Annotated in this window: 17 protein-coding genes; 13 read left to right on the forward strand and 4 right to left on the reverse strand. The window is 74.3% G+C overall.

The window, feature by feature from the left end:
- Positions 1-11: 11 nt before the first annotated feature.
- From H4W80_RS14865 to H4W80_RS14880, 4 genes are all read right to left on the reverse strand, one after another.
- Positions 12-1,139: a sugar phosphate isomerase/epimerase family protein gene (locus H4W80_RS14865; protein WP_192785638.1), complete on the reverse strand. Its 1,128-nt coding sequence runs from the start codon at positions 1,137-1,139 to the stop codon at positions 12-14.
- A 128-nt stretch (positions 1,140-1,267) separates the two neighbouring features.
- Entirely contained in the window at positions 1,268-2,446 is a 1,179-nt protein-coding gene (locus H4W80_RS14870) for an ROK family transcriptional regulator (RefSeq protein WP_192785639.1), read from the reverse strand.
- 496 nt (positions 2,447-2,942) lie between these two features.
- Entirely contained in the window at positions 2,943-4,493 is a 1,551-nt protein-coding gene (locus H4W80_RS14875) for a carboxylesterase/lipase family protein (protein WP_192785640.1), read from the reverse strand.
- Positions 4,490-6,988 (reverse strand): beta-glucosidase family protein, encoded by a 2,499-nt coding sequence (locus tag H4W80_RS14880; RefSeq protein ID WP_192785641.1) that lies wholly within the window; start codon positions 6,986-6,988, stop codon positions 4,490-4,492. The genes H4W80_RS14875 and H4W80_RS14880 overlap by 4 nt, the downstream gene beginning before the upstream one ends.
- 235 nt (positions 6,989-7,223) lie before the next feature.
- On the opposite strand from H4W80_RS14880, the gene H4W80_RS14885 reads away from it, so the two are divergent.
- The 13 genes from H4W80_RS14885 to yicI all read left to right on the forward strand — a co-directional run bounded on the left by H4W80_RS14885 (position 7,224) and on the right by yicI (position 23,015).
- Positions 7,224-8,117: an IclR family transcriptional regulator gene (locus tag H4W80_RS14885; protein ID WP_318786866.1), complete on the forward strand. Its 894-nt coding sequence runs from the start codon at positions 7,224-7,226 to the stop codon at positions 8,115-8,117.
- A gap of 71 nt (positions 8,118-8,188) precedes the next feature.
- The gene (locus H4W80_RS14890; protein ID WP_192785642.1) at positions 8,189-9,967 is read left to right on the forward strand and encodes an aldehyde ferredoxin oxidoreductase C-terminal domain-containing protein; all 1,779 of its coding nucleotides are present in this window, start codon (positions 8,189-8,191) and stop codon (positions 9,965-9,967) included.
- An 86-nt stretch (positions 9,968-10,053) separates the two neighbouring features.
- Positions 10,054-10,812, forward strand: coding sequence for an SDR family NAD(P)-dependent oxidoreductase (locus tag H4W80_RS14895; RefSeq protein WP_192785643.1), 759 nt, complete (start codon positions 10,054-10,056; stop codon positions 10,810-10,812).
- A 2-nt stretch (positions 10,813-10,814) separates the two neighbouring features.
- On the forward strand, positions 10,815-12,155 hold the full coding sequence (locus H4W80_RS14900) for a class-II fumarase/aspartase family protein (protein ID WP_318786867.1): 1,341 nt from the start codon (positions 10,815-10,817) through the stop codon (positions 12,153-12,155).
- The gene (locus tag H4W80_RS14905) at positions 12,148-13,095 is read left to right on the forward strand and encodes a thiamine pyrophosphate-dependent dehydrogenase E1 component subunit alpha (protein ID WP_192785644.1); all 948 of its coding nucleotides are present in this window, start codon (positions 12,148-12,150) and stop codon (positions 13,093-13,095) included. The genes H4W80_RS14900 and H4W80_RS14905 overlap by 8 nt, the downstream gene beginning before the upstream one ends.
- Complete coding sequence (locus H4W80_RS14910) at positions 13,088-14,068, forward strand: alpha-ketoacid dehydrogenase subunit beta (protein ID WP_192785645.1); 981 nt, start codon at positions 13,088-13,090, stop codon at positions 14,066-14,068. Before H4W80_RS14905 ends, H4W80_RS14910 begins: the two co-directional genes overlap by 8 nt.
- Entirely contained in the window at positions 14,065-14,526 is a 462-nt protein-coding gene (locus H4W80_RS14915; protein WP_192785646.1) for a VOC family protein, read from the forward strand. Before H4W80_RS14910 ends, H4W80_RS14915 begins: the two co-directional genes overlap by 4 nt.
- A gap of 39 nt (positions 14,527-14,565) precedes the next feature.
- Positions 14,566-15,414: an amidohydrolase family protein gene (locus H4W80_RS14920; RefSeq protein WP_192785647.1), complete on the forward strand. Its 849-nt coding sequence runs from the start codon at positions 14,566-14,568 to the stop codon at positions 15,412-15,414.
- Between the two features lie 25 nt (positions 15,415-15,439).
- Positions 15,440-16,546: a Gfo/Idh/MocA family protein gene (locus H4W80_RS14925; protein WP_192785648.1), complete on the forward strand. Its 1,107-nt coding sequence runs from the start codon at positions 15,440-15,442 to the stop codon at positions 16,544-16,546.
- On the forward strand, positions 16,543-17,547 hold the full coding sequence (locus H4W80_RS14930; protein ID WP_192785649.1) for a LacI family DNA-binding transcriptional regulator: 1,005 nt from the start codon (positions 16,543-16,545) through the stop codon (positions 17,545-17,547). Before H4W80_RS14925 ends, H4W80_RS14930 begins: the two co-directional genes overlap by 4 nt.
- Positions 17,548-17,707: 160 nt before the next feature.
- The gene (locus tag H4W80_RS14935; RefSeq protein ID WP_192785650.1) at positions 17,708-18,739 is read left to right on the forward strand and encodes a LacI family DNA-binding transcriptional regulator; all 1,032 of its coding nucleotides are present in this window, start codon (positions 17,708-17,710) and stop codon (positions 18,737-18,739) included.
- Positions 18,736-20,727, forward strand: coding sequence for a beta-galactosidase (locus H4W80_RS14940; RefSeq protein WP_318786868.1), 1,992 nt, complete (start codon positions 18,736-18,738; stop codon positions 20,725-20,727). The genes H4W80_RS14935 and H4W80_RS14940 overlap by 4 nt, the downstream gene beginning before the upstream one ends.
- Positions 20,724-23,015, forward strand: a complete 2,292-nt coding sequence (yicI, locus tag H4W80_RS14945) for an alpha-xylosidase (protein ID WP_192785651.1) — start codon at positions 20,724-20,726, stop codon at positions 23,013-23,015. Before H4W80_RS14940 ends, yicI begins: the two co-directional genes overlap by 4 nt.
- Positions 23,016-23,020: the final 5 nt, after the last annotated feature.

Genomic DNA, 23,020 nt, shown 5'->3' on the forward strand with positions numbered 1-23,020 from the left:
TGAGGTGAGGGTCAGCCGCGCAGGGCGGCCAGGTTGCGGTAGCTGAGCTCGGCGTACTGCAGCGACTGGCCCGGGTCCGCGCCGGGCGCGTTGTCCTGCTCGTACATCGGGTTGTGCAGGCCCCTGGAGCGCAGCCGGCCGAAGAAGCGGGCGTAGTCGATGTCCCCGGCCCCGAACGGCACCATGTCGTAGCCGTTGGCGGTGCCCGGGTTGGACGTGCCGTCCTTGGCGTGGAACAGCGGGAACCGCTTCTCCTGCGCCAGCACGGTGGCGAGCGGGTCGAAGACGTCGGTCTGCGCCGAGCCGTCGGGCGCGGTGTACGTGCGGTGCTTGAACTGGGCCACGTGCGCCCAGAAGATGTCCATCTCGAAGTAGACCCGCCTGGGGTCGCTGATCTTGAAGAAGTACTCCAGCTTGCGGATGCCCGAGGAGCGGGTGGGCCGGCCCTGGTCGTCGAGCGGGCCGCTGTCGAGCAGGAACGCGTACGCCGCGTCGTGGTTGTGCGTGTAGAGCTTGAGCCCGGCCTGGCAGGCGAGCTCGCCGAGCGCGTTCCACTTCTCCGCCGCCACGTCCCAGTCGGCCTTGTACGCGCTGCCCGTCGGGTCGGAGCCGGTGCCCACGTGGTCCAGGCCGAGGATGTTGGCGATCTCCAGCACCTGCTTGAACCGGTCGAGGTCGGCGGTGCTGAGCGGCCACGAGGCCGGGATGAAGCCGTGGTTGCCCTCGGCCCGCAGCCCGTTGTCGTCGAGCCAGCTCCGCAGCAGCCGGGCGCCCTCGACGGTCTCCAGGTTCGCGCCGCCCTCCGCGTTGGCGTGCTGCCGGTATCCGGCGAACTCGACCTGCTGGTAGCCGATGCGCCCGAGCGCCTCGAACACGCGGCGGAAGCCGGACGGAAGGGTGGTGGACGCCGGGTCGCGGCCGATGGCGTCGCGGACGGTGTAGAGGATGATGCCGCGCTTGCCCGGCGGGATCAGCGGCCGGTTCCACCCGCTCTGGGCCTGCACGGGGTCGGCGGCGGCGGGCTGGGCGAGGGGGACGGCGGCCGCGGCGGCGATGCCGGCGGTGGCCGCGAGCAAGCGGCGGCGGCTCAGGCCGAGTGTGCGGCGGAGCGCCTCTTCCTGCTCATGGAGCTGGCTCACGCGGGTTTCCCTTTCTCGAGGGACGCGTGCGCCGACCACGTCACGGCGGAACTGTGCCCGGCTCCACGAGCATGCCACCGCGCGGGGAGCCTGCGACGATCAATTGTTACTACGCCGCACAGACGCGGTCAATGGTGTCCGAAAGCCTGATCGATGGCGTCCGGCGCGAGCACGTGGTCGACGATCATGACGGCGGCTCCGACGACGCCCGCCCGGTCGCCGAGCCGGCTCGACCTGATGCCGAGGTGCTGGGTGGCCAGCGGGAGCGACCGGCTGTAGATCGTCTCCCTGACCCCCGCCAGCACCTGCTCGCCCGCCTCGGCGACGTCCCCGCCGATGACGATGAGCGAGGGGTTGAAGAAGTTCACGATCGAGGCCATCACGGCGCCGACCTCGCGGCCGGCCTGCCTGACGAGCCGCGTGGCGCGCAGGTCGCCCGCGCGCATCAGCGCCACGACGTCCCGGCTGCCGTGCGCCTCCACCCCGGCGGCGCGCAGCTGCGCGGCCATGGACGCGCCGCCCGCGAGCGCCTCCAGGCAGCCGGTGTTGCCGCACCGGCAGGGCGCCTCGGAGGCCGGGACCCGGATGTGGCCGACGTCCCCCGCGGCGCCCTGCGCGCCCCGGTGCAGCCGGCCGCCGGAGATGATGCCGCAGCCGATGCCGGTGCCGATCTTGATGAAGATCAGGTGGTCGATCTCGGGCCCGGCGGCCCAGTGCTCGCCGAGCGCCATGATGTTCACGTCGTTGTCGGCCAGCACCGGCGCGCCGAGCCGCGCCCCGAGCCAGCCGGGCACGTCGAAGCCGTCCCAGCCGGGCATGATCGGCGGGTTCACCGGCCGCCCCGACGCGTGCTCCACCGGTCCGGGCAGCCCGACGCCGACCCCGCACACCTGGTCGAGGTCGCGCCCGACATCGGCCAGCAGCTCGCGGAAGGCGGTGGCGACCCACTCCAGGGTGGGCTCGGGCCCCCGGTCGACGGGCAGCTCGGCGGCCCGTTCGGCGAGCACGGTCATGCCGAGATCGAGCACGGCCAGGCGGGCGCGGGTGGCGCCCAGATCGGCCGCGAGCACCACCCGCGCGCCCTCGTTGAACGCGAACACCGCCGCCGGGCGGCCCCCGGAGGAGATCGAGTCGTCGGCGGCCACCACCCAGCTCCCGGCGATCAGCGCGTCGAGCCGCTGCGACACGGTGGACCTGGACAGGCCGGTGAGCTGGGCCAGCTCGCCGCGGGTGCGCGCCCGCCCGTCCCGGAGGATCGCCAGCAGCGCCCCCGCTCCCGCGCTCTGGCCGTTGGATCCCGTTGGCATGAGCACTAGCTTACTTCGATGATCGACCGACTTATGTTGACAGAAACTAAAAGCCCGATCTATCGTCCCGAAATGTGCCGGACATATGTGGGCAACAGTCCACATTTCGTGAGATCGTCCGGCAATTCCCGAGCTCCGGCCCGGGATCAACGCTCCACGTCTGGAGGATTCGGTCCGGCCCTCGCCCGCAGTCGCGCCGAGACGCGGGCCCCGAAGGGATGCCACCCGGCCGGATCCTCCACAGGACCTCGTTCCAGCGATCCGGAAATCAGCGTTTCGGGAGCGCTCCCAAATCTATCAGGCCCCGATTTGAGCTGCTCGCATACCTGTAAATCCTGCGACAGGCCGACGTAATCACGTCGAGAGGGCGGTCCTGACACCCCAGACAGGCCATACTTCGCTTGGGAGCGCTCCCGTAGGCAGGGAAACCCTCGTCGCGGGGGCCGCCCTTCGCGAGTCCCTGGGATCTCGCGGGCGGCCCCCGCGGCGCATCAGCTCAGCCGGCCTCCCACAGATCGCAGTTGTGCTCGGCGAGCATCGTGGCCAGCGGGACCGGCGCGGACCGGCCGCCCGCCCTCAGGGACATGACGAGGGAGGTCCCGTTGAAGGCCGGCCAGCGCGCGGAGTGCGCCGCCCGCGGCTGCCCGGTGATCGTGAACGACCCCCAGTAGTGCACCATGTCGCGGGCCAGCCGCCGCTCCGAGGCGTCGAACGTCGGCGCGATCGGCGTGCCGTTGTCGAAGCTCGGCCACAGGTAGGCCAGCTCGGCGGCGTGCCCCGCGCCCCACTCGTAGCCGGCCGGCTCGGGGCTCAGGCCGGGGCCGGTGCGGTGGTCGAAGCGGTAGCCGTACACGCGGGTGTGGGCGGACAGGGCCTCGATGAAGCGCAGCGCCGGGCAGCCGCCGAGGCCGGCCAGGAAGCCGGAGTCGGTGAAGACGGCCGCCGCCAGGTACGCCGAGGTGAACTGGTCGGACTGCGCCGGCCACGGATACCTGGCCAGGACGGCGTCGGCGCGGTCGGGGAAGAGGCCGCGGACCCAGCCCTCGTACTGCTCCCTGGTCCAGCCGCGGGCGCCCTGCAGGAACGTGCGGCCCTCGTCGCGGGTGGAGCCGACGATCAGGGGGACCCGCTGGAAGCGGCCCGCCCGCGCGGCGCTGTCGGGGTTCTCCGGCAGGGCGGGCGTGCCGTACAGGAACGAGGCGAACTGCGGCCCGTCGACCAGCTTGGCCGCGCTCAGCCCGCGCAGGCAGGCCAGGTCGGAGCAGCCGAGCGTGGTGGCGATGGAGGCGCCGGCCTGCTCGCCCTCCGCGTACGGGCGGCTCGTGCAGGACCCGCTCTGGATGATCGCGCGGGCGAACAGCCCGGCCGAGGCGGGCGAGGTGAGGTTGGCGCAGACGGAGAAGCCGCCGGCCGACTCGCCGTCGATGGTCACCTGGCGGGGGTCGCCGCCGAACGCGGCGATGTTGCGGCGCACCCAGCGCAGCGCGGCCTGCTGGTCGGCCAGGCCGTAGTTGCCGGACGTGCCCGCCTCCGCGGCCAGCAGCGGGTGGGCCAGGTAGCCGAACACGCCGAGCCGGTAGTTGACGCTCACCACGACGACGTTCTCGAGCTGGGCGATCAGGGTGCCGTCGTGCTGGTTGGCCGAGCCGTTCTGCAGGCCGCCGCCGTGGATCCAGAACAGCACGGGCAGCCGCTGCCCGGCCTTCGTGCCGGCGGGGCGGAACACGTTGAGGTAGAGGCAGTCCTCGGTCTCGGATCGGGGGCCGTTGGTGCCGGCGGCGGCGGGACAGCGGTTGCCCCACTGGGACGCCTCGCGCACGCCCTGCCACGCGGACGCCGGCCGGGGCGCCCGCCAGCGCAGCTCGCCGACGGGCGGGGCGGCGTACGGGAGGGCGAGGAAGCGGTCGACGCCGTCCGCGCGGGCCCCGCGTACGAGGCCGGTGTCGGTACGCGCGATCGGCCGGTCGCCGCCCGACGCCGCGGCGGGCACGGGGAGGGCGGCGGCGGCCAGGACCGCCGCGGCGAACGCGATCAGTAATCGTCTCATCGGATGGTGACCTCCTGACGTAGACGCAGGTCCCTGGAGGAGGACCCGACGTGGACGGTACGGCGGCCCCTCGCGAGGGTCCACCGGCCGTCGGACCAGTACTGCAGTGCGCGTGGCGGCACCGCCACGGTGACGCGGCGCCGCTCGCCGGGCGACAGCCCCACCCGGGCGAACCCGGCGAGCGCGCGGGGCGGCATCGGGACCGGCGGGCCGGGCGGCGAGCCGAGATACACCTGCGGCACCTCCACCCCGGCGCGCCGGCCGGTGTTGGCGACCGTGAAGGACACGCTGAGCCCGCCGCCCGCGGCCCGCACCGACAGGCCGTCGTACTGGAAGCGGGTGTAGGACAGGCCGTGCCCGAAGGGGAACAGCGGCTCGATGCCGTGCGCGTCGTAGTGCCGGTAGCCGACGAGCACGCCCTCGCTGTAGTCCGCGACGCCGCCGACGCCCGGGTAGCGCTCGGGCCGCGCGGTCGGCACGTCCTCGGCCCGCCGGGGGAACGTCACCGGCAGCTTGCCGCCCGGACTGGCCCCGCCGAGCAGGAGCGTGGCGGTGGCGTCGGCGCCCTCCTGGCCCGGGTACCACATCTGCAGGATCGAGCTCACATTTCCCACCCACGGCATGAGCACCGGGTCGCCGGTGTTGAGCACGACCGCGGTGCGGGCGTTGGCGGCGGCGACGGCCCCGATGACCGGGTCCTGGCCGTTCGGGAGGGCGAGGGCGGCGCGGTCGGCGCCCTCGGTGCCCTCGTTGAAGGCGAACACGAGCGCCGCCCGCGCCTTCTTGGCCAGCGCGGCGGCCTCCCGCAGCGCCTCCTGGCGGCGCCGAGGGGTGACCCAGGCCAGCCTGACCTGCAGCGGCGTGCCGGCGACGCCGGTGGCGGCGACGGTGACGGGCTTGGCCACCCCGGCTTCGAGGCGGACGGTCGCGCCGGCGTTCGTCAGGCCGCCGGAGGTCGCGATGAGGCTGCTGTTGCCGCCGAGGAGGGCGCCGACGGAGCCGATTTTGACGCCGTCGAGGGTCAGCGAGATCGAGCCGTTGAACGACGGCACCCCGCCCGCGCCCTGGATGCGCAGGTCGTAGTCGCCGGTCTCGGGCGCGGTGAGCGTGCCCGTCCACGTCCACGACGAGCCGGCGGGCAGGGCGTCCGCGCCGGTGTGGTCGACCTGGGCGGCGGCCTGCGGGGCACCGCCCTGCTGGGCGCCCTGTTGAGTGCGCTGCAGCGCCAGCGCGGAGGCGGGCACCGGGACCCCTTCCAGGTCCGCGCCCGTGGCCCAGCGGATGCGGCCGCCCGGGCCGGCCTGGCGGCGCAGGGCGGTCAGCGGGCTCTCGGCGCTCGCGGGGATCACCCTGGCGCTGCCCCCGCCGCCCACGAGGGGGCTGGCCGCGGTGGGGCCGATGACGACCAGGTCGGCCAGGTCGGCGCGGCCCAGCGGGAGCAGGTCCCGTTCGTTGCGCAGCAGCACGGCGCCGGCCAGCGCGATCTCCTTCGCGGCGCGGGCGCCGCCCGCCGGGTCCGGGGCGGGCCGCGGCCGGCCGCCGCCGAGCAGGCCGAACCGGTCGAGCTGGACGAGGACGCGGCGCACCGCGGTGTCCACCGCCGACTCGGCCAGCCGCCCGGAGGAGACGGCGGCGGCCAGGCCCCCGTAGTTGACGCCGAAGGGCATCTCCATGTCCATCCCGGCGGTGAGCGCGGGCTTGCCGCTGTGCGTGGCGTACCAGTCGGACATCACCCAGCCGCCGAAGCGCCATTCGTCGCGCAGGATCCCGGTCAGCAGGTGCGGGTGCTCGGCGGCGTACACGCCGTTGACGTGGTTGTAGGCGGCCATGACGGCGCCCACGCCCGCCTGCACGGCGGCCTCGAAGGCCGGCAGGTAGATCTCGCGCAGGGTCCGCTCGTCCACCTTGACGTCGATCGTCTGGCGGGCGTTCTCGAAGTTGTTGGCCGCGTAGTGCTTGACGGTGGCGATGAGGCCCTCGGCCTGGATGCCGCGGATCTCGCCGGCGACGAGCGCGGCGGCCAGCAGCGGGTCCTCCCCGAGTGTCTCGAAGTTCCGGCCGGCCTGCGGCACGCGGACGATGTTGGTCATCGGCGACAGCAGGACGTCCATGCCCAGCGCGCGGCCCTCCCTGCCGATGACCGCGCCGAACCGCCGGGCGAGGTCGGGCGCGAACGTCGAGGCGAGCGCCACCGGCGCGGGCAGGGCTGTGGCGCTCGCGGTGACGCGCACCCCGGCGGGGCCGTCGGCCAGGCGGAGCTCGGGGATGCCGAGGCGGGGCACGCCGGGCACGTACCCGGCCTGGCCCTTGGAGGCGGGGTCGGTGGCGCCGTGCAGCAGCGAGACCTTCTCCTCCAGCGTCAGCTGCCGCAGGAGCGCGTCGACGTCCGCGCGGCGGGCGGTCCACCGCGAGGGGACCGCGGCGACGGCGGCGGCCGCGCCGAGCAGCCGGGCCGCGTCGCGGCGGGTCAGCGACGGGTTGAGCGCTTCAGCCATGTGAACAGCTCCTTCGAGGAACGGGCCGACCGGCTGGGGTCGCGCCCGCAACATATGAGCCGCGGACAGGTTGCGTAACCGCGTTCTCCGTTGAACGGAAGACTTTTCAGAACGTCGTTCGGTGTGTTTCAGGATTGTTATCCATCGCAACAAACTCTGGGGCTTAGAGGGCTGGACCCGCAGGCAGCACGGGTTTACGTTGCCGCAAACAACATAAAAACCGGAACATCGCGGGGTGACAGGTCCGAACCGGGAGGCGGCGACCATGACCACGACCGACGACGGCCCGGCCGCGGCCACGATGCGCCGGGGCGTTCACGCTCCCGGCGGCACCAAGCAGCCGGCGGGCCGGACGGCTTCCGGAAGCGCGCGGCGGCCCGCCGGCCGGACCGTGACGAGCCGGGTCCTCAGCGTGCTCAGCGCGTTCTCCGGCGAGTGCCCCAAGCTGAGCCTGTCCGACATCAGCCGCCGCGCCTCGATGCCGTTGACGACGGCGCACCGGCTGGTCAGCGAGCTGATGTCGTGGGGCGCGCTGGAGCGCGACCGCGACGGCCGATACCAGATCGGGCTGCACCTGTGGGAGGTGGGCGCGCTGGCGCCGCGCGGGCTGGGCCTGCGCGAGGCCGCCATGCCGTTCCTCGAGGACCTGTACGAGGTCACCCACCAGCACGCCCAGCTCGCCATCCTGGAGGGGCCCGACGTGCTCTACCTGGAGCGCATCTCCGGCCGGGACGCGGTCGGCGTGCGCAGCCGGGTGGGCGGGCGCTTCCCGGCGCACGCCACGGGCGTCGGGCTGGCGTTGCTGGCCCACACGCCGCCCGCGACGCAGGAGGCGTACCTGGCGGGGCCGCTGGCGGCCTTCACCGACCGGACCATCGCGGACCCCGGGCGGCTGCGGGGCGTGCTGGCCGGGGTGCGGCGCCACGGGTACGTCATCAGCGACCGGCAGGTCACGCTGGACGCGGTGTCGGTGGCGGCGCCCGTGCGGGACGCGGCGGACGAGGTGATCGCCGCGCTGTCGGTCGTGGTGCGGGTGGGCGCGCCGCAGCCTGGCGCGCTCGTGCCGGCCGTCGTCAGCGCCGCCCGCGGGTTGTCGCGCTGGCTGCGGTCGCACCCGGAGCGGCCCTGACGGGTTGCCTTTCCCGGGTGTTGTGTGATGTGGTGCGGCTCGCTTTCCTCTATCGCTCTGGAGGCTTGACCGTGCCGTTCATCGTGGACCTGACCAGCGGGAACGTGGAGAAGGAGCATCACCCGGGCGAGATCGGCGGATCCGTGCTGGGGCTGCGGCTGATGGCCGCGCGCACGCCCGCCGGGCTCGATCCGTACGATCCGCGGGCGCTGCTCTACGTGGCGGCCGGGGCGCTGGGCGGGACGGCGGCGCCGGGGCTGGCCAAGGCGGTGTTCCTGGCGAAGTCGCCGCTGACGGGGGTGGCCGGGGAGTCCCACGCGCTCGGGCCGTTCGCGGCGGGCCTGCGCGGGGCGGGCGTCAAGGCGCTGGCCGTCACCGGGCGGGCCGCGCGGCCGTCCTACCTGCTCGTCCAGGACGGGCAGGTGTCCCTGCACGACGCCTCGGAGCTGCGCGGGCTGGGCACGGCCGCGACGACGGACGCGCTGCGGGGGCGGCACGGCCGGGGCGCGCACGTGGCGGCGATCGGGCCGGCCGGGGAGAACCTCGTGCGGTACGCGAGCGTGGTGACCGACCACGCCTACGCCGCCGGGCGCTACGGGCTCGGCGCGGTCTTCGGGGCCAAGAACCTCAAGGCCGTCGTGTGCGTCGGCGAGGCCCCGGCGAAGGGCGCGGCGGAGGTCGCCGACCCTGGGGCGGTCGCCGGGCTGGCCGCCTACTACCGCGACTCGCTGGCCACGAACCCCCTGGCGGCGATCCAGGCGGGGATGCCCGGCTTCGCCGGATGGGTGGGCGATCCGCCCGCCCCCGGGTACGCCGCGGTGCGCAACTTCTCGGTGACCGGCGCGCACGGGCTGCGGGTCCCGTCCGCGGCCGACTACGACGGGCGCGCGGTGGCGACCACCGGGGCCTGCCCCGGCTGCCCCAACGACTGCCTCAAGGTGTACGCGCCCCCGGGGCTCGCCGAGCGGCGGACCGGCGGGCTGGGGCAGGAGGCGTTCCTGTCGCTCGGGTGGAACCTCGGGATCGACGACCTCGACACCGTGCTGGCCGCCAACGCCCGCTGCAACGACCTCGGGCTGGACCCGGTCTCCCTCGGCGGGACGCTGGCGTTCGCCATGGAGTGCGCCGAGCGCGGCCTGCTGCCCGGCGGGCCCGCGTTCGGCGACCCGGCGGCGTTGCCCGGGCTGATCGATGACGTGGCGGGGCGCACGGGCGAACTCGGCGATCTGCTGGCCGACGGCGCGGCGCGGGCGGCCGCGAGGCTCGGGCCGGCCGCGGCCCCGTACGCCATGACCGTCAAGGGCGCCGAGTTGCCCTGCTTCGACCCCCGCGTCCAGCCGGGCATCGGCCTCGGGTACGCGATCGCCCCCGGCGGGCCGCGCTACGACGCGCTGGAGCACGACCTCGACTTCGACCCCGTGGCCGGGCTGGCCTACAGCTTCGGCGAGGCCCGGCGGATCGGGGCGGAGCCCGCGCCGGTCGCCGAGCTCGACGCCGAGCGGGGCCGGCGCACCGCCCGGCTGCTGCGGCTGTGGAGCGGGCTCGACGCGCTCAACCTGTGCGTCTTCGCCTCCTCCCCCACCCGCCCGCTGACCCTCGACCACCTGAGCGCCCTGGTCACGGCCGTCCTCGGGCGGGAGTTCACCCTGGAGGACCTGCTGGCGGCCGGTCAGGCGCGGCTCGACGCGATGCGCGCGTACGCGATCCGCGAGGGTGGCGGGCCCGACGAGCTGCCGGCCCGGATGCACGAGGCGCCCGTCACGGCGGGGCCCCACGAGGGCGCGGTGCTGGATCGCGCCTCGTTCGAGGTCGCCCGCGCCGCCTTCTACGAGGAGCTCGGCTGGCGCTGATTTCCCGATCATCCTCTTGTCTGGTTTGTGCCGTTCGAGCTATGTTCTGGTCAATCGTTTGAACGAGAGACGGGAGGCCCTCGGGGATGGCTGTCACGATCGACCTGGGCGGGCGGACGGCGCTCGTCACGGGCGGCGCGGGAGGGCTCGGGTTCGCGTGCGCCCGCGCGCTGGCCGAGGCCGGGGCGGACGTCGTGCTCTCCGACCTGGAGGGCCCGCGGCTGAGCGAGGCGGCGGCCGAGCTGGGCGCCGAGGCGCGGCCGGCCGACCTCACCGACCCGGCCCAGGCGGCGGCGCTGGCGGGCGCCCGCGACCGGATCGACGTGCTGGTGAACTGCGCCGGGATCATGCGCACCACCCCGCTGCTCGACATCGAGCCCGGCGAGTGGCTGCGGATCGTGGACGTCAACCTCAACGCCACGTTCTGGCTCACCCAGGCCGTCGGGCGGGCGATGGCCGAGCGGGGCGGCGGCTCGATCGTGACGCTGGCCTCGGTGGCCGCCCGCTCGGGCCGCCCCCACGCCGCCCACTACTCCGCCACCAAGACGGCCCTGCTCTCCCTGACGAAGTCGGCCGCCGAGGCGCTGGCCCCCGTGCGGGTGAACGCCGTGTGCCCCGGCGTCTTCCTCACCCCCATGTGGGACGAGATCATCGCCGACCGCGACCGGCGTTTCGGCCCCGGCGCGGGCGCCGGCTACCTGAAGGAGGTCGGCGAGCGCTCGCCGCTGCGCCGCCCCGGGCGTCCCGAGGAGGTCGCCGCCGCGGTGCTGTTCCTGGCCAGCGACCTGGCGTCGTTCGTCACGGGCCAGGCGCTCAACGTCGACGGCGGACTGGAGATGAACTGACCGTGCGCCAGACGTTCAAGCTGCTGCCCGAGCTGTTCGGCGACGGCGCCATGGCCGAGATCTTCTCGGCCGAGCGGGCCGTGCTCGCCTGGCTGCGCACGGAGGCCGCGCTGGCCCGCGCCCAGGCCGAGGAGGGCGTGATCTCCGAGGCCGACGCGCGGGCCATCGAGGCGGCCTGCGTGCCCGCCACCATCGACGTCGAGCGCCTGTGGTCGGAGGCGGTCAACGTGGGCTACCCGATCCTGCCCCTCGTACGGATGATCTCCGCCGCGCTCCCCGAGGGGCCCGACGGCCGCGTCCACTACGGCGCGACCACGCAGGACATCATGGACACCGGCCTGGCCCTGCAGATGGGCGAGGCCCTCGATCGCCTGCGGGCGCTGCTCGGCTCGTTCGGCGGCGCGCTGGCCCGGCTGGTGGCCGAGCACGCCGGCACCGTCGTCGCCGCCCGCACGCACGCCCAGCAGGCGGTGCCCACGACGTTCGGGGCGAAGATGGCGGTGCTGCTGGCGGAGGTGACGCGCCAGCGCGACCGGGTGGGCGAGGCGGCGCGGCGGGTGCGGGTGGTGTCGCTGTTCGGCGCGGGCGGCACGTCCGCCGCGATGGGCGAGCGCTCCAGGAACGTGCGCGAGCGCGTGGCCGGGATGCTCGGCCTGGCCACCACCGAGGTGCCCTGGCACGTGGCCAGGGACGGCGTCGCCGAGTTCGGCGTGACCTGCACGAGCCTGGCGGCCACCGCGGCGCGCTTCGCCCGCGAGGTCGTGGACCTGTCCAGGACCGAGGTCGGCGAGGTGCGCGAGGCGGGCGGGCACCACCGCGGCGCCTCGTCCACGATGCCGCAGAAGGCCAACCCGATCGGCTGCGAGGCCGTCATCGGCATGTCGGGCACGGCGGGCGCGCTCAGCTCGGGCCTGTTCCGGGCGATGGAGGCCGGCCACGAGCGGGCCGCCGGCGAGTGGCAGGTCGAGTGGTACGTGGTGCCGCTCCTGGCCGAGCTGGCCGCGGGCGCGCTGGCCACGGCCGCCGAGGTCGCCGCCGGGCTGCGGGTCTACCCGGAGGTCATGCGGGCCAACCTGGACGCCGAGGGCGGGCTGATCATGGCGGAGGCGTACATGATGCGGCTGGCCCCGGCGCTGGGCCGGGAGCGGGCGCACGACCTGGTCTACAAGGCGGCGCACGAGGCCCGCGAGCGCGGGCGGGCGCTGGCCGACGCGCTGCGCGACGTGGCGGGAGCGGACGATCTGGCGAGCCTGGGCGCGCTGCCCATCCCGCCCGAGTCCTACATCGGCGACGCCGAGGCGATCTGCGCCGCGGCGCTTGAAGCCTGGAGAAGTGATGAGTGAACGCAGGCTCGCGGATCTGCTGGCCATGTGGCGGATCCGCGCGTTCGAGGAGAAGGTGCGCGACCTGCGCGCCGAAGGGACGATCGTCGGCTCGGTGCACCTGTGCGTCGGGCAGGAGGCCGTCCCGGTGGGCGCGTGCGACGCGCTGGAGCCGCACGACGCGCTGTTCGCGACCTACCGCGGCCACGGCTGGGCGCTGGCCAGGGGCGTGCCAGCGCAGGCGCTGTTCGCCGAGCTGGCGGGCCGGGCGAGCGGCGTGAACGGCGGCCGGGGCGGCTCGGCGTACTTCACCGCGGCCGAGTACGGCTTCCACGGCGAGAACTCGATCGTGGGCGCGGGCGCGCCGATCGCGTGCGGGGCGGCGCTGGCCGGGCGGCACGACGGCTCGAACCGGGTGGCCGTGAGCGTATTCGGCGACGGCGCCATGAACCAGGGCGCGGTCCACGAGGCGATGAACTTCGCCGCCGCGTTCTGCCTGCCCGTGGTGTTCGTCTGCGAGAACAACCGCTACTCCGAGCTGACCCCGATCGCCGACATGGTGCGCAACCAGCGCCTGGCCGACCGCGCCGCCGCGTACGGGATGCCGGGCCACCGCGTCGACGGCAACGACGTGGAGGCCGTGCGCTTCCACGTGCGCGACGCGCTGGAGGCGGCCCGCGAGGGCGGCGGGCCGACGCTGCTGGAGTGCATGACCGAGCGCCTGGTCGGCCACTACATCGGCGACGCGGAGACCTACCGGCAGCCCGGCGAGCTGGAGCGGATCGCCAGGCGCGAGCCGATCGCCCGGCTGCGCGAGGGCCTGCTCGCCGACGGGGTGCCGGCCGCCGACCTGGACGCCGTGGAGCGCGGGGCGCGGGCCGAGATGGCCTCGGCCGCCGAGCGCGCGCTGGCCGCGCCCCTCGCCGACCCCGCCACCGCGAGGGAGCACCTGTATGCCTGAGCTGTCCTACGGCGAGGCCGTGAACGCGGCCCTGCACCGCCTGATGGAGGAGCTGCCGGAGACGCTGGTGTACGGCGAGGACGTCGCCCTGCCCGGCGGCGTGTTCGGCGTGACCAGGGGCCTGCGCAAGCGGTACGGCGACCGCGTGTTCGACACCCCGATCAGCGAGTCGGCGATCCTCGGCAGCGCGGTGGGCGCGGCGATGTTCGGCCGCCGCCCGATCGTCGAGATCATGTGGGCCGACTTCTCCCTGGTGGCGCTGGACCAGATCGTCAACCAGGCGGCCAACGTCCGCTACGTGTCGGGCGGGCGGCTGCGGGCCCCGCTGACCATCCGCACCCAGCAGGGCAACGCGCCCGGCGCGTGCGCGCAGCACTCGCAGTGCCTGGAGGCGCTGTTCCTGCACGTGCCGGGGCTGCGGGTGTGCATGCCGAGCACGCCGCAGGACGCCTACGACCTGCTGGTGACGGCCGTGCACGCCGACGACCCGGTCCTGGTGGTCGAGAACCGCACGCTGTACTTCGGCCCGAAGGAGCCGGTCACGACGGACGGGCCGGTCCGGCCGATGGGCGGGGCGCGCACCCGCCGGACGGGCTCCGACGTCACGCTCGTCACCTGGGGCGCGATGACGCACCGGGTGCTGGCGGCGGCCGAGGCCCTGGCCCGCGACGGGGTCGAGGCCGAGGTGCTGGAGACGCCGTGGCTCAACCCGTTCGACACCGAGGCTGTGATCGAGAGCGCGCGCCGCACCCGCAGGCTGGCGGTCGTCCACGAGGCGAACGTCACCGGCGGCTTCGGCGCCGAGGTCGTCGCCCGCGTCGCGGGGGCCGGGGTGGCGCTGGCCGCGCCGCCGATCCGGATCGGCGCGCCCGACGTGCGGATGCCGGCGGCGCCGGTCCTGGCGCAGGCCCTGATCCCCGACGCGGCGCGGATCATCGAGGACGTCAAAGGCTTGATCGCGGGAGCACGATGAGAGGCGTCTGGCACTTCTCCTTCACGGTCTCCGACCTCGACAGGTCGGTGGAGTTCTACCGCGACCTGCTCGGGTTCGCGCTGGTGCACCGGCAGGAGCAGGACAACGACTACACCCGCAGGCTCGTCGGCTACCCCGACGCCGTGCTGCGCGTGGCCCAGCTCGCCGTGCCCGGCCAGCCCCGCGGCGTCTCCACGCACGACCTGGAGCTGGTGGAGTACGTACGGCCGAGGGGCGCCCCGCGCGACCCGGCCCGCCACCTGCCGGGCGCCGCGCACCTGGCGCTCACCGTCGAGGACGCCCCGGCCGAGCACGCCCGGCTGGCGGCGGCCGGGGTGCGCTTCGTCAACCCGCCCGAGGCGATCACCGCGGGGGTGAACCGGGGCGGCTATGCCTGCTACTTCCTCGACCCCGACGACATCACCTTGGAGCTCGTCCAACCGCCGGGCAACCCCTAATATGTCACGCTCAAACGATTGATCACGTGAGGAGGCTGGATGACCGTCGTCGACGCCCACCAGCACTTCTGGAACCTGGAGACGGGCTCGTACCCGTGGCTGACGCCGGAGCACGGGCCGATCCACCGCACGTTCGAGCCGGCGGAGCTCATCCCGCAGCTCGCGGCGGCCGGGGTCGGCCGCACGGTGCTGGTGCAGTCGATGGACTCCTACGCCGACACCGACGCCATGCTCGCGCAGGCCGACGCGCACGACTTCATCGGCGCGGTGGTGGGCTGGGTGCCGCTGCACCGGCCCGGCGAGGCGGCCGGGGCGCTGGAGCGATACCGGCGGCATCTCCGGTTCGCGGGGGTGCGGCATCTCATCCACGACGAACCCGACCCCGACTGGGTGCTCCAGGACCCGGTGATCGAGGGGCTCGGGCTGCTGGCCGCGGCCGGGCTGCCGTTCGACGTGGTGGCGGTGCTGCCGCGGCACCTGGAGCACGTGCCGGTGCTGGCCGAGCGGGTGCCCGGGCTGCGGATGGTGATCGACCACCTGGCCAAGCCGCCGATCAGGGAGAAGGGCTGGGAGCCGTGGGCGTCCCTGCTCGCCCGCGCGGCGGAGTGCCCGGATGTGTACGCCAAGGTGTCCGGCCTGAACACTGCGGCCGACGCCGCGACGTGGACGGCCGGGGACCTGCGGCCCTACGTGGAGCACGCGCTGGAGGCGTTCGGCCCCGAGCGGCTGATGTTCGGCAGCGACTGGCCGGTGGCGCTGCTGGCCGGCGACTACGCGAAGGTGTGGCGGGAGACGAACGCCCTGGTGTCGGGGCTCCCGCCGGCCGATCGCGCGGCCGTACTGGGCGGCACCGCCACCCGCTTCTACGGCCTCCAGGAGGCATCATGACCCGCCCCCAGCGGGGGGCCGCCGCGTGATCGACGTGTTCGCGCCCATCGCCGCCGCGGCCGACCTGTCCATCCCGGCCGCGCACCGGCTGCCCGTCGCCGTCGTCGGCGCCGGGGCCATCGTGGACGTGGCCCACCTGCCCGCCTACCGGCAGGCCGGGCTGGAGGTGACCGGCCTGTACGACCTCGACGCCGATCGCGCCGCCGAGGTGGCCCGGCGGCACGGGGTGCCCAGGACGTACGGCTCGCTGGAGGAGCTGCTGGCCGACGAGCGCGTGGCCGTGGTGGACATCGCCGTCGCGCCCGGCGCGCAGCCCGCGATCGCGCGGGCGGCGCTGGCGGCGGGCAAGCACCTGCTGTGCCAGAAGCCGTTCGCGCCCGACGTGGCGACCGGCCGGGGCATCGTCGACCTGGCGGCGGGCAGCGGCCTGAAGGTCGCGGTCAACCAGCAGCTCCGCTTCGACGAGGGCGTCGCCGCCGCCCGGGCCATGGTGCGCGCGGGCTGGATCGGCGAGCCGACGGCGATGACGTTCACCGTGAACATCCTCACCGACTGGAGCGCCTGGGACTGGCTGGTCACCACCGACCGGCTGGAGATCGTCTACCACTCCATCCACTACCTGGACGCCATCCGCTCCGTCCTGGGCGATCCCGAGCTGGTCTTCTGCACCGGCAGCCGCACGCCGGGCCAGCTCGCCAGGGGCGAGACGCGCACGATGAGCACGCTGGTGTACCCGGGCGACCTGCGGGCGCTCGTCCACGTCACGCACGAGAACCGCACCGGCGACCAGGAGGCGTCCTTCCGCATCGACGGCACGCAGGGCGCGATCAAGGGCACGCTCGGGCTGCTGTACGACTACCCGCACGGCCGCCCCGACACCCTGGCGGTCAACAGCCGGGCGCTGCCGACGGACGGCTGGCTGCCGTACCCGGTCACCGGGCGGTGGCTGCCGGACGCGGTGGCCGGGCCGATGGGCTCGCTGCTGCGGGCCGTCGCCGAGGGCGGCGAGCCGGAGACGTCCGGCGCGGACAACCTCGGGACGCTGCGCCTGCTCGACGCGCTCTACCGCTCGATGGACACCGGCGAAAGCGTGCGCTGCCGCCCCGCGGACAGGGGAGGATCGTCGTCATGAAGCGTTCCCGGGTGACGCTGGCCGACGTCGCCGCCGTCGCCAAGGTCGACCGGGCGGTGGTCTCCCGCGTCGTCAACAAGGACCCCACGCTCAACATCCGGCCGGAGACGCGCGAGCGGGTGCTGGCGGCGGTCGAGGAGCTCGGCTACCGGCCCAACGTGGCCGCGCGGAGCCTGCGCACGTCGCGGGCGCACATGTTCGGGCTGTTCATCCCCGACTTCGCCAACCCGGTCTACGCGGAGATCATCAAGGGCGCGGAGGCGGAGGCGGCCTCGCAGGGTTACGTGCTGGTCACCGGCAGCGCGTCGGGCGCGGCGCTGGGCGACTACATGGACCGGATCGGGCAAGGGCGCATCGACGGCCTGCTGCTGGCCGGGACCGGCGACGAGTCGGGGCTGATCGCGCAGCTCGACCGGGCCGCCATCCCGTGGCTCATGCTCAACAACCGCAGCAGGAGCGTCAAGCGCTACGTCATCCTCGACGACGCGCGGGCCGCCGCGCTGGCGGTGGAGCACCTCGTACGCCTGGGCCACCGCCGCATCGCCCACCTCGCGGGCCCGTCGCGCGCCGACACGGCCACGCGCAGGTCGGCGGGCTACTCGGCGGCTATGCGCGAGGCCGGGCTGCCGGAGGGGCCGGTCGTGGCGGCCGACTACACGCCGGCGGGCGGGGCGGCGGCGATGGCCCGGCTGCTGGCCGGCCCCGAGCGGCCGACGGCGGTGTTCGTCGCCAACGTGGCCTCGGCCATCGGGGCGATGGAGGGCGTGCGGACGGCCGGGCTGGAGATCCCGCGCGACGTCTCGATCGTCGCCGTGCACGACCTGGAGCTGGCCGGCTACCTCAATCCCGCGCTCACGACGGTCCGCATGCCGCTGGGCGAGCTGGGCCGCCGCGGCGTGACCCTGCTGGCCGCACTGGAACCGGACGACACGGTGGCCGAGGTGCTGGCCGGGCCGATCGAGCTGATCCAGCGCCGCTCCACCGCTCCCCCGGTGTCATGAAGCGATCCGCTCGGCCGCGTGAGGTGCCCGGCCCCGGGCGGCGGCGATGCGCCGCGCACGGCGACGTAATTTAGGACGCCCGATTTCACCCCATTGACAGCCCCGCAAACTCCGTCCTACGTTGTGCGAAACGTTTCGACTCCGGCGGATCGGCAGTGGCATGTCTTCGATACGTGACGTGGCGGAGCGGGCACGGGTCGCGGTGAGCACCGTGTCCGCCGCGCTCAACGGCACCCGCCCCGTGGCGGCGGACACCCGGCGGCGGATCGAGCAGGCGGCGGCCGAGCTGGGATACCGCCCGAGCCTGCTCGCCCGCGGCCTGCAGAGCAAGCGCACCCGCATCCTCGCCCTGCTCTACCCCACCCCGCGCAGCGGTTTCGGGCTGACCGAGATGCAGTTCGCCACCGGCGCCGCGGAGGCGGCCCGCGAGCTGGGCTACCACCTGCTGCTCTCCCCCGAGCACGCCGAGCCGGTCGAGGAGCTGCGCCACATCACGGGGCTGGGGCTGGTGGACGGCGTGCTGCTGATGGAGGTCGGGCTGGACGACGAGCGCACGGACTTCCTCCTGGAGGCGGGCGTGCCGTTCAGCATGATCGGGCGGACCCGCGACCCGGGCTCGATCGACTACGCCGACATCGACTTCGCGGCCACGGCCGCGGCCGCCGTCGCGCACGTGGCCGGGCTCGGGCACCGCAAGCTGGCCTTCTTCAACCTCTCGGCCGACCGGCACGCGGCACGGTACGGGCCCGCGATCCGGGCCGGCGCGGAGTTCGCCGAGGCAGCCCGCGCGGCCGGGATCGGCTACGTCGACGACTTCCGGCCCGGCTCGGCCGACGAGGGCGGGCAGGCGTTCGAGCGGCTGGTCGCCGCGCATCCCGACACGACGGCGCTGGCGGTGATGGACGACCACGCGGCGGTCGGGGTGATCGCGGCCGTGGCGGCGCGCGGCTGGCGGATCCCCGAGGACCTGACATTGCTGCTGGTGCTGTCGTCGGCGCGGGTCGCCGAGATGTTCCACCCCAGGCTCACCACGCTGGAGCCGCCGAGCGCCGAGCTGGGCGGCCTCGGCGCCCGCATGCTCATCGGCCGCTTGGAGGGCGACGGGCCGCCCGCGCAGCGGCTGCTGCCCTGCCGCCTCGTGGTCGGCGACAGCTCCGCCCCACCCCGCGCAGGCGAAAGGACCGGATCGTGACGGGACGACTGGGCACGCACACGCTCACCGCCGGGCGCGGGCTGCTGTTCGGCGGCGACTACAACCCCGAGCAGTGGCCCGAGCACGTGTGGGCCGAGGACGCCGAGCTGATGCGGGCCGCCGGGGTCAACCTCGTCACGGTCGGTGTCTTCAGCTGGGCGCGCATCGAGCCGGAGCCGGGCAAGCGGGACTTCGCCTGGCTGGATCGGGTGCTCGACCTCATGGGCGAGTCCGGCATCGCGGTGGACCTGGCCACCCCCACCGCCTCGCCGCCTCCGTGGCTGGGGCACCGGTGGCCGGAGACGCTGCCGGTCGACGAATCCGGGCATCGCCTCTGGTACGGCTCGCGCAACCAGTTCTGCCCGTCGTCGCCGATCTATCGGGAGCGGGCGCTGGCGATCGTGAGCGACCTGGCCGACCGCTACGCGGGTCACCCGGCTCTGGCGCTGTGGCACGTGGGCAACGAGTACGGCCAGGTCTGCCACTGCGATGACTCCGCCGAGGCGTTCCGCGCCTGGCTGCGGGAGCGATACGGCGACCTGGACACGCTCAACGAGGCGTGGGGCACCACGTTCTGGAGCCAGCGCTACAGCGACTGGGCGGAGATCCTCACCCCGCGTCGCGCTCCGTACATCATCAACCCGTCGCAGCAGCTCGACTTCTGGCGTTTCGGGTCCGACGCGCTGCTCGCGCACTTCCGCGCCGAACGCGACCTGCTCCGCAGCCGGACTCCGGACATTCCGGTCACCACGAACTTCATGGGTCTGTTCAAGCCGGTCGATTACTGGTCGTGGGCGGAGGAGGAGGACATCGTCTCCAACGACCACTACCCGGACCCGTCGGATCCGCTCGCGCCGGCCCGCACGGCCCTCACCCATGACCTCATGCGCGGTCTGGCCAAGGGCAGGCCGTGGCTGCTGATGGAGCAGGCCGCCGGGGCGGTCAACTGGCGTCCGCACAACCCGTCCAAACCGCCCGGCCGGCTCAGGCTGGAGTCGTTGCAGGCGCTCGCCCGTGGCGCGGACGGGTTGTGTTACTTCCAGTGGCGGGCCTCCCGTTTCGGGGCCGAGCGTTTCCACTCGGCGATGCTCCCGCACGCGGGGCCGGACACCCGGCTGCATGCCGAGGTGCGCGCGCACGGGCGGGAGCTGCGTGAGCTGGCCTGCGTGGCCGGGCGGCCGGTGCCCGCGCGGGTGGCGATGGTGTTCGACTGGGCGAGCTGGTGGGCGCTGGAGGAGCGTGGCAGGCCGAGCGACCGCCTCAACGCGACCGAGCAGCTTTTCGCCTACTACCTGCCGTTCTGGGAGCGCGGCGTGAGCGTGGACCTGGTGCCCCCGTCGGCCTCGCTGGACGGCTATGCCCTGGTCGTGGCGCCGAACCTGTTCCTGCTCGGCGACGCCGACGCCGCCGCGCTGACCGCCTACGTGCGCGGCGGCGGGGTCCTGGTCGTGGGCCCGTTCTCGGGGATCGTGGACGAGCGGGCGCACGTGCGCACCGGGCGGTTCCCCGCGCCGCTGCGCGAGGTGCTCGGCGCGTCCGGCGAGGAGTGGCGGCCCGTGGAGGAGCCCGTGCGCTGCCGGTGGGACACGGGGGCGGAGTTCGTCGCGCACGCCTGGACCGAGCTCGTCGCCGCGGAAGGCGCGGAGACGGTGGCCGAGTTCGCCGAGGGCGGTCCGGCGGTGCTGCGGAACCGGGCCGGGCAGGGCGTCGCCTGGTACGTGGCGACGATGCCCGAGCCGGACGCCCTCGGCGAGCTGGCCGCCCGGGCATTGGCCGACGCGGGCGTGCGGGGCGTCCTGCCGGACCTGCCGCCCGGCGTCGAGGCGGTACAGCGCGGCGACGTGCTGTTCCTGCTCAACCACGGCTCGGACACGGCCCGCGTGCCGCTGCCGGGCCCGGCCACCGACCTGCTGACCGGATCGGTCACGGGCGACCAGGTCACGCTGGCGCCGCAGGCCGTCGCGGCCCTCGTTCAAGGAGTGGAATGAAGTTCAAGGACGGCTACTGGCGGCTGCGCCCCGGGGTGCGGGCCGACTACGCCACGGCGGCGCACGACGTGACCGCCGACGCCCGCTCGCTGCGGATCCTGGCCCCGGTCAGGCCCATCACCCACCGGGGATACACGATCGACGGGCCGGTGCTGCGGGTGGACCTGTCGTCCCCGATGCCGGACGTGATCCGCGTCCGCGTGGTGCACTTCGCCGGATCCGTCCCCGCCGCCCCGGTCTTCGAGGTGCGCGACGACGCCCCGGACGTGGACCTCGCCGTGGACGCCGAGCAGGCGAGCCTGACCAGCGGCGCGCTCACCGTGCGGGTGCGCAGGGACGACCCGTGGGAGATGACCTTCAGCGCCGGCGGGCGCGAGCTGACCCGCAGCGCCGGCAAGAGCCTGGGCGCCATGCGCGACCCGGACGACCGGCACTTCATGGTCGAGCAGCTCGGCCTAAGTGCCGGGGAGCTCGTGTACGGGCTGGGCGAGCGCTTCGGCCCCCTGGTGCGCAACGGCCAGTCCGTCGACATCTGGAACGAGGACGGCGGCACCAGCAGCGACCTGGCCTACAAGAACATCCCCTTCTACCTCACCAACCGCGGCTACGGCGTGTTCGTCAACCATCCCGGCCGGGTGTCGTTCGAGGTCGGCTCGGAGTCGGTGTCGCGGGTGCAGTTCAGCGCCGAGGGCCACGACCTGGAGTACCTCGTCGTCCACGGGCCCACGCCCAAGGACATCCTGCGCCGCTACACGGCGCTGACCGGCCGCCCGGCGCTGCCACCCGCCTGGTCGTTCGGGCTGTGGCTGTCCACGTCGTTCACCACCGACTACGACGAGGCGACGGTGGCCTCGTTCGTGGACGGGATGGCCGAGCGGGACCTGCCGCTGAGCGTGTTCCACTTCGACTGCTTCTGGATGCGGCGCTACCGGTGGTGCGACTTCGAGTGGGACCCGGAGGTGTTCCCCGACCCCGAGGGCATGATCCGGCGGCTCAAGGAGCGCGGGCTGCGGGTCTGCCTGTGGATCAACCCGTACATCGGGCAGGCGTCGGCGCTGTTCGACGAGGGGGCCGCCGCCGGTCACCTGCTGCGGCGGCCGGACGGGAGCGTCTGGCAGGACGACCACTGGCAGGCGGGCCGGGCGCTGGTGGACTTCACCTCCCCGGCCGCCCGGGAGTGGTACGCGGGCAAGCTGCGCGGGCTGCTCGACATGGGGGTGGACGCGTTCAAGACCGACTTCGGCGAGCGCATCCCGACCGACGTCGCCTACGCCGACGGCGCCGACCCCGAGCGCATGCACAACTACTACACGCTGCTCTACAACGAGACCGTGCACCGGGTGCTGGCCGAGCGGGGCGCGCCCGTGCAGTTCGCCCGCTCGGCCACGGTGGGCGGGCAGCGGCTGCCGGTGCACTGGGGCGGCGACTGCGAGTCGACGTTCGAGGCGATGGCCGAGTCGCTGCGCGGCGGGCTGTCCCTGGGGCTGGCCGGGTTCGGGTTCTGGAGCCATGACATCGGCGGGTTCGAGGGGCGGCCCGATCCGGCCGTGTTCAAGCGGTGGGTGGCGTTCGGGCTGCTGTCGTCGCACAGCCGGCTGCACGGCAGCAGCTCGTACCGGGTGCCGTGGCTGTTCGACGAGGAGTCGGTGGACGTGCTGCGCTCGTTCACGCGGCTGAAGGCGCGGCTGATGCCCTACCTGTACGGCGCCGCCGTCGAGGCCGCGGCCGAGGGGCTGCCGATGATGCGGGCCATGCAGCTGGAGTTCCCCGGGGACCGGGGCTGCGACCATCTGGAAGCCCAGTACATGCTCGGGCCCGACCTGCTGGTGGCGCCGGTCCTGTCGGCTGATGGCGATATTTCGTACTACGTACCGGAGGGGACCTGGACCCGGCTGCTGGACGGCGAGACCGTCAGCGGTCCGGGGTGGCGTACCGAACGGCACGGGTTCGACAGCCTGCCGCTGCTCGTGCGGCCCGGCGCGGTGCTGCCGACGGGCGCCCGCGAGGATCGGCCCGACTACGACTACGCCGACGGCGTCACCCTGAACGCCTACCGGCTGCCCGACGGCGCCCGCCGCACCGTCACCGTGCCCTCCCCTGGGCCCTCCCCCGACGGCGGCGCCGGCGCCGTCTTCGAGGTCTCCCGCACGGGCGACCGCGTCAGCGCCCGGCGCGTGGCCGGCGCCCCCGCCCGCTGGAGCCTGCGGCTCCACGGCGGACCCCAGACTTCGGACGGCCCGCGGGTCACCGCGGAGCCCGGCACCGACGACATCGAGATCACCCTGTGAGGAGC

Source organism: Nonomuraea angiospora (genome assembly GCF_014873145.1).
In the GTDB taxonomy this organism is placed as follows: Bacteria; Actinomycetota; Actinomycetes; order Streptosporangiales; family Streptosporangiaceae; genus Nonomuraea; species Nonomuraea angiospora.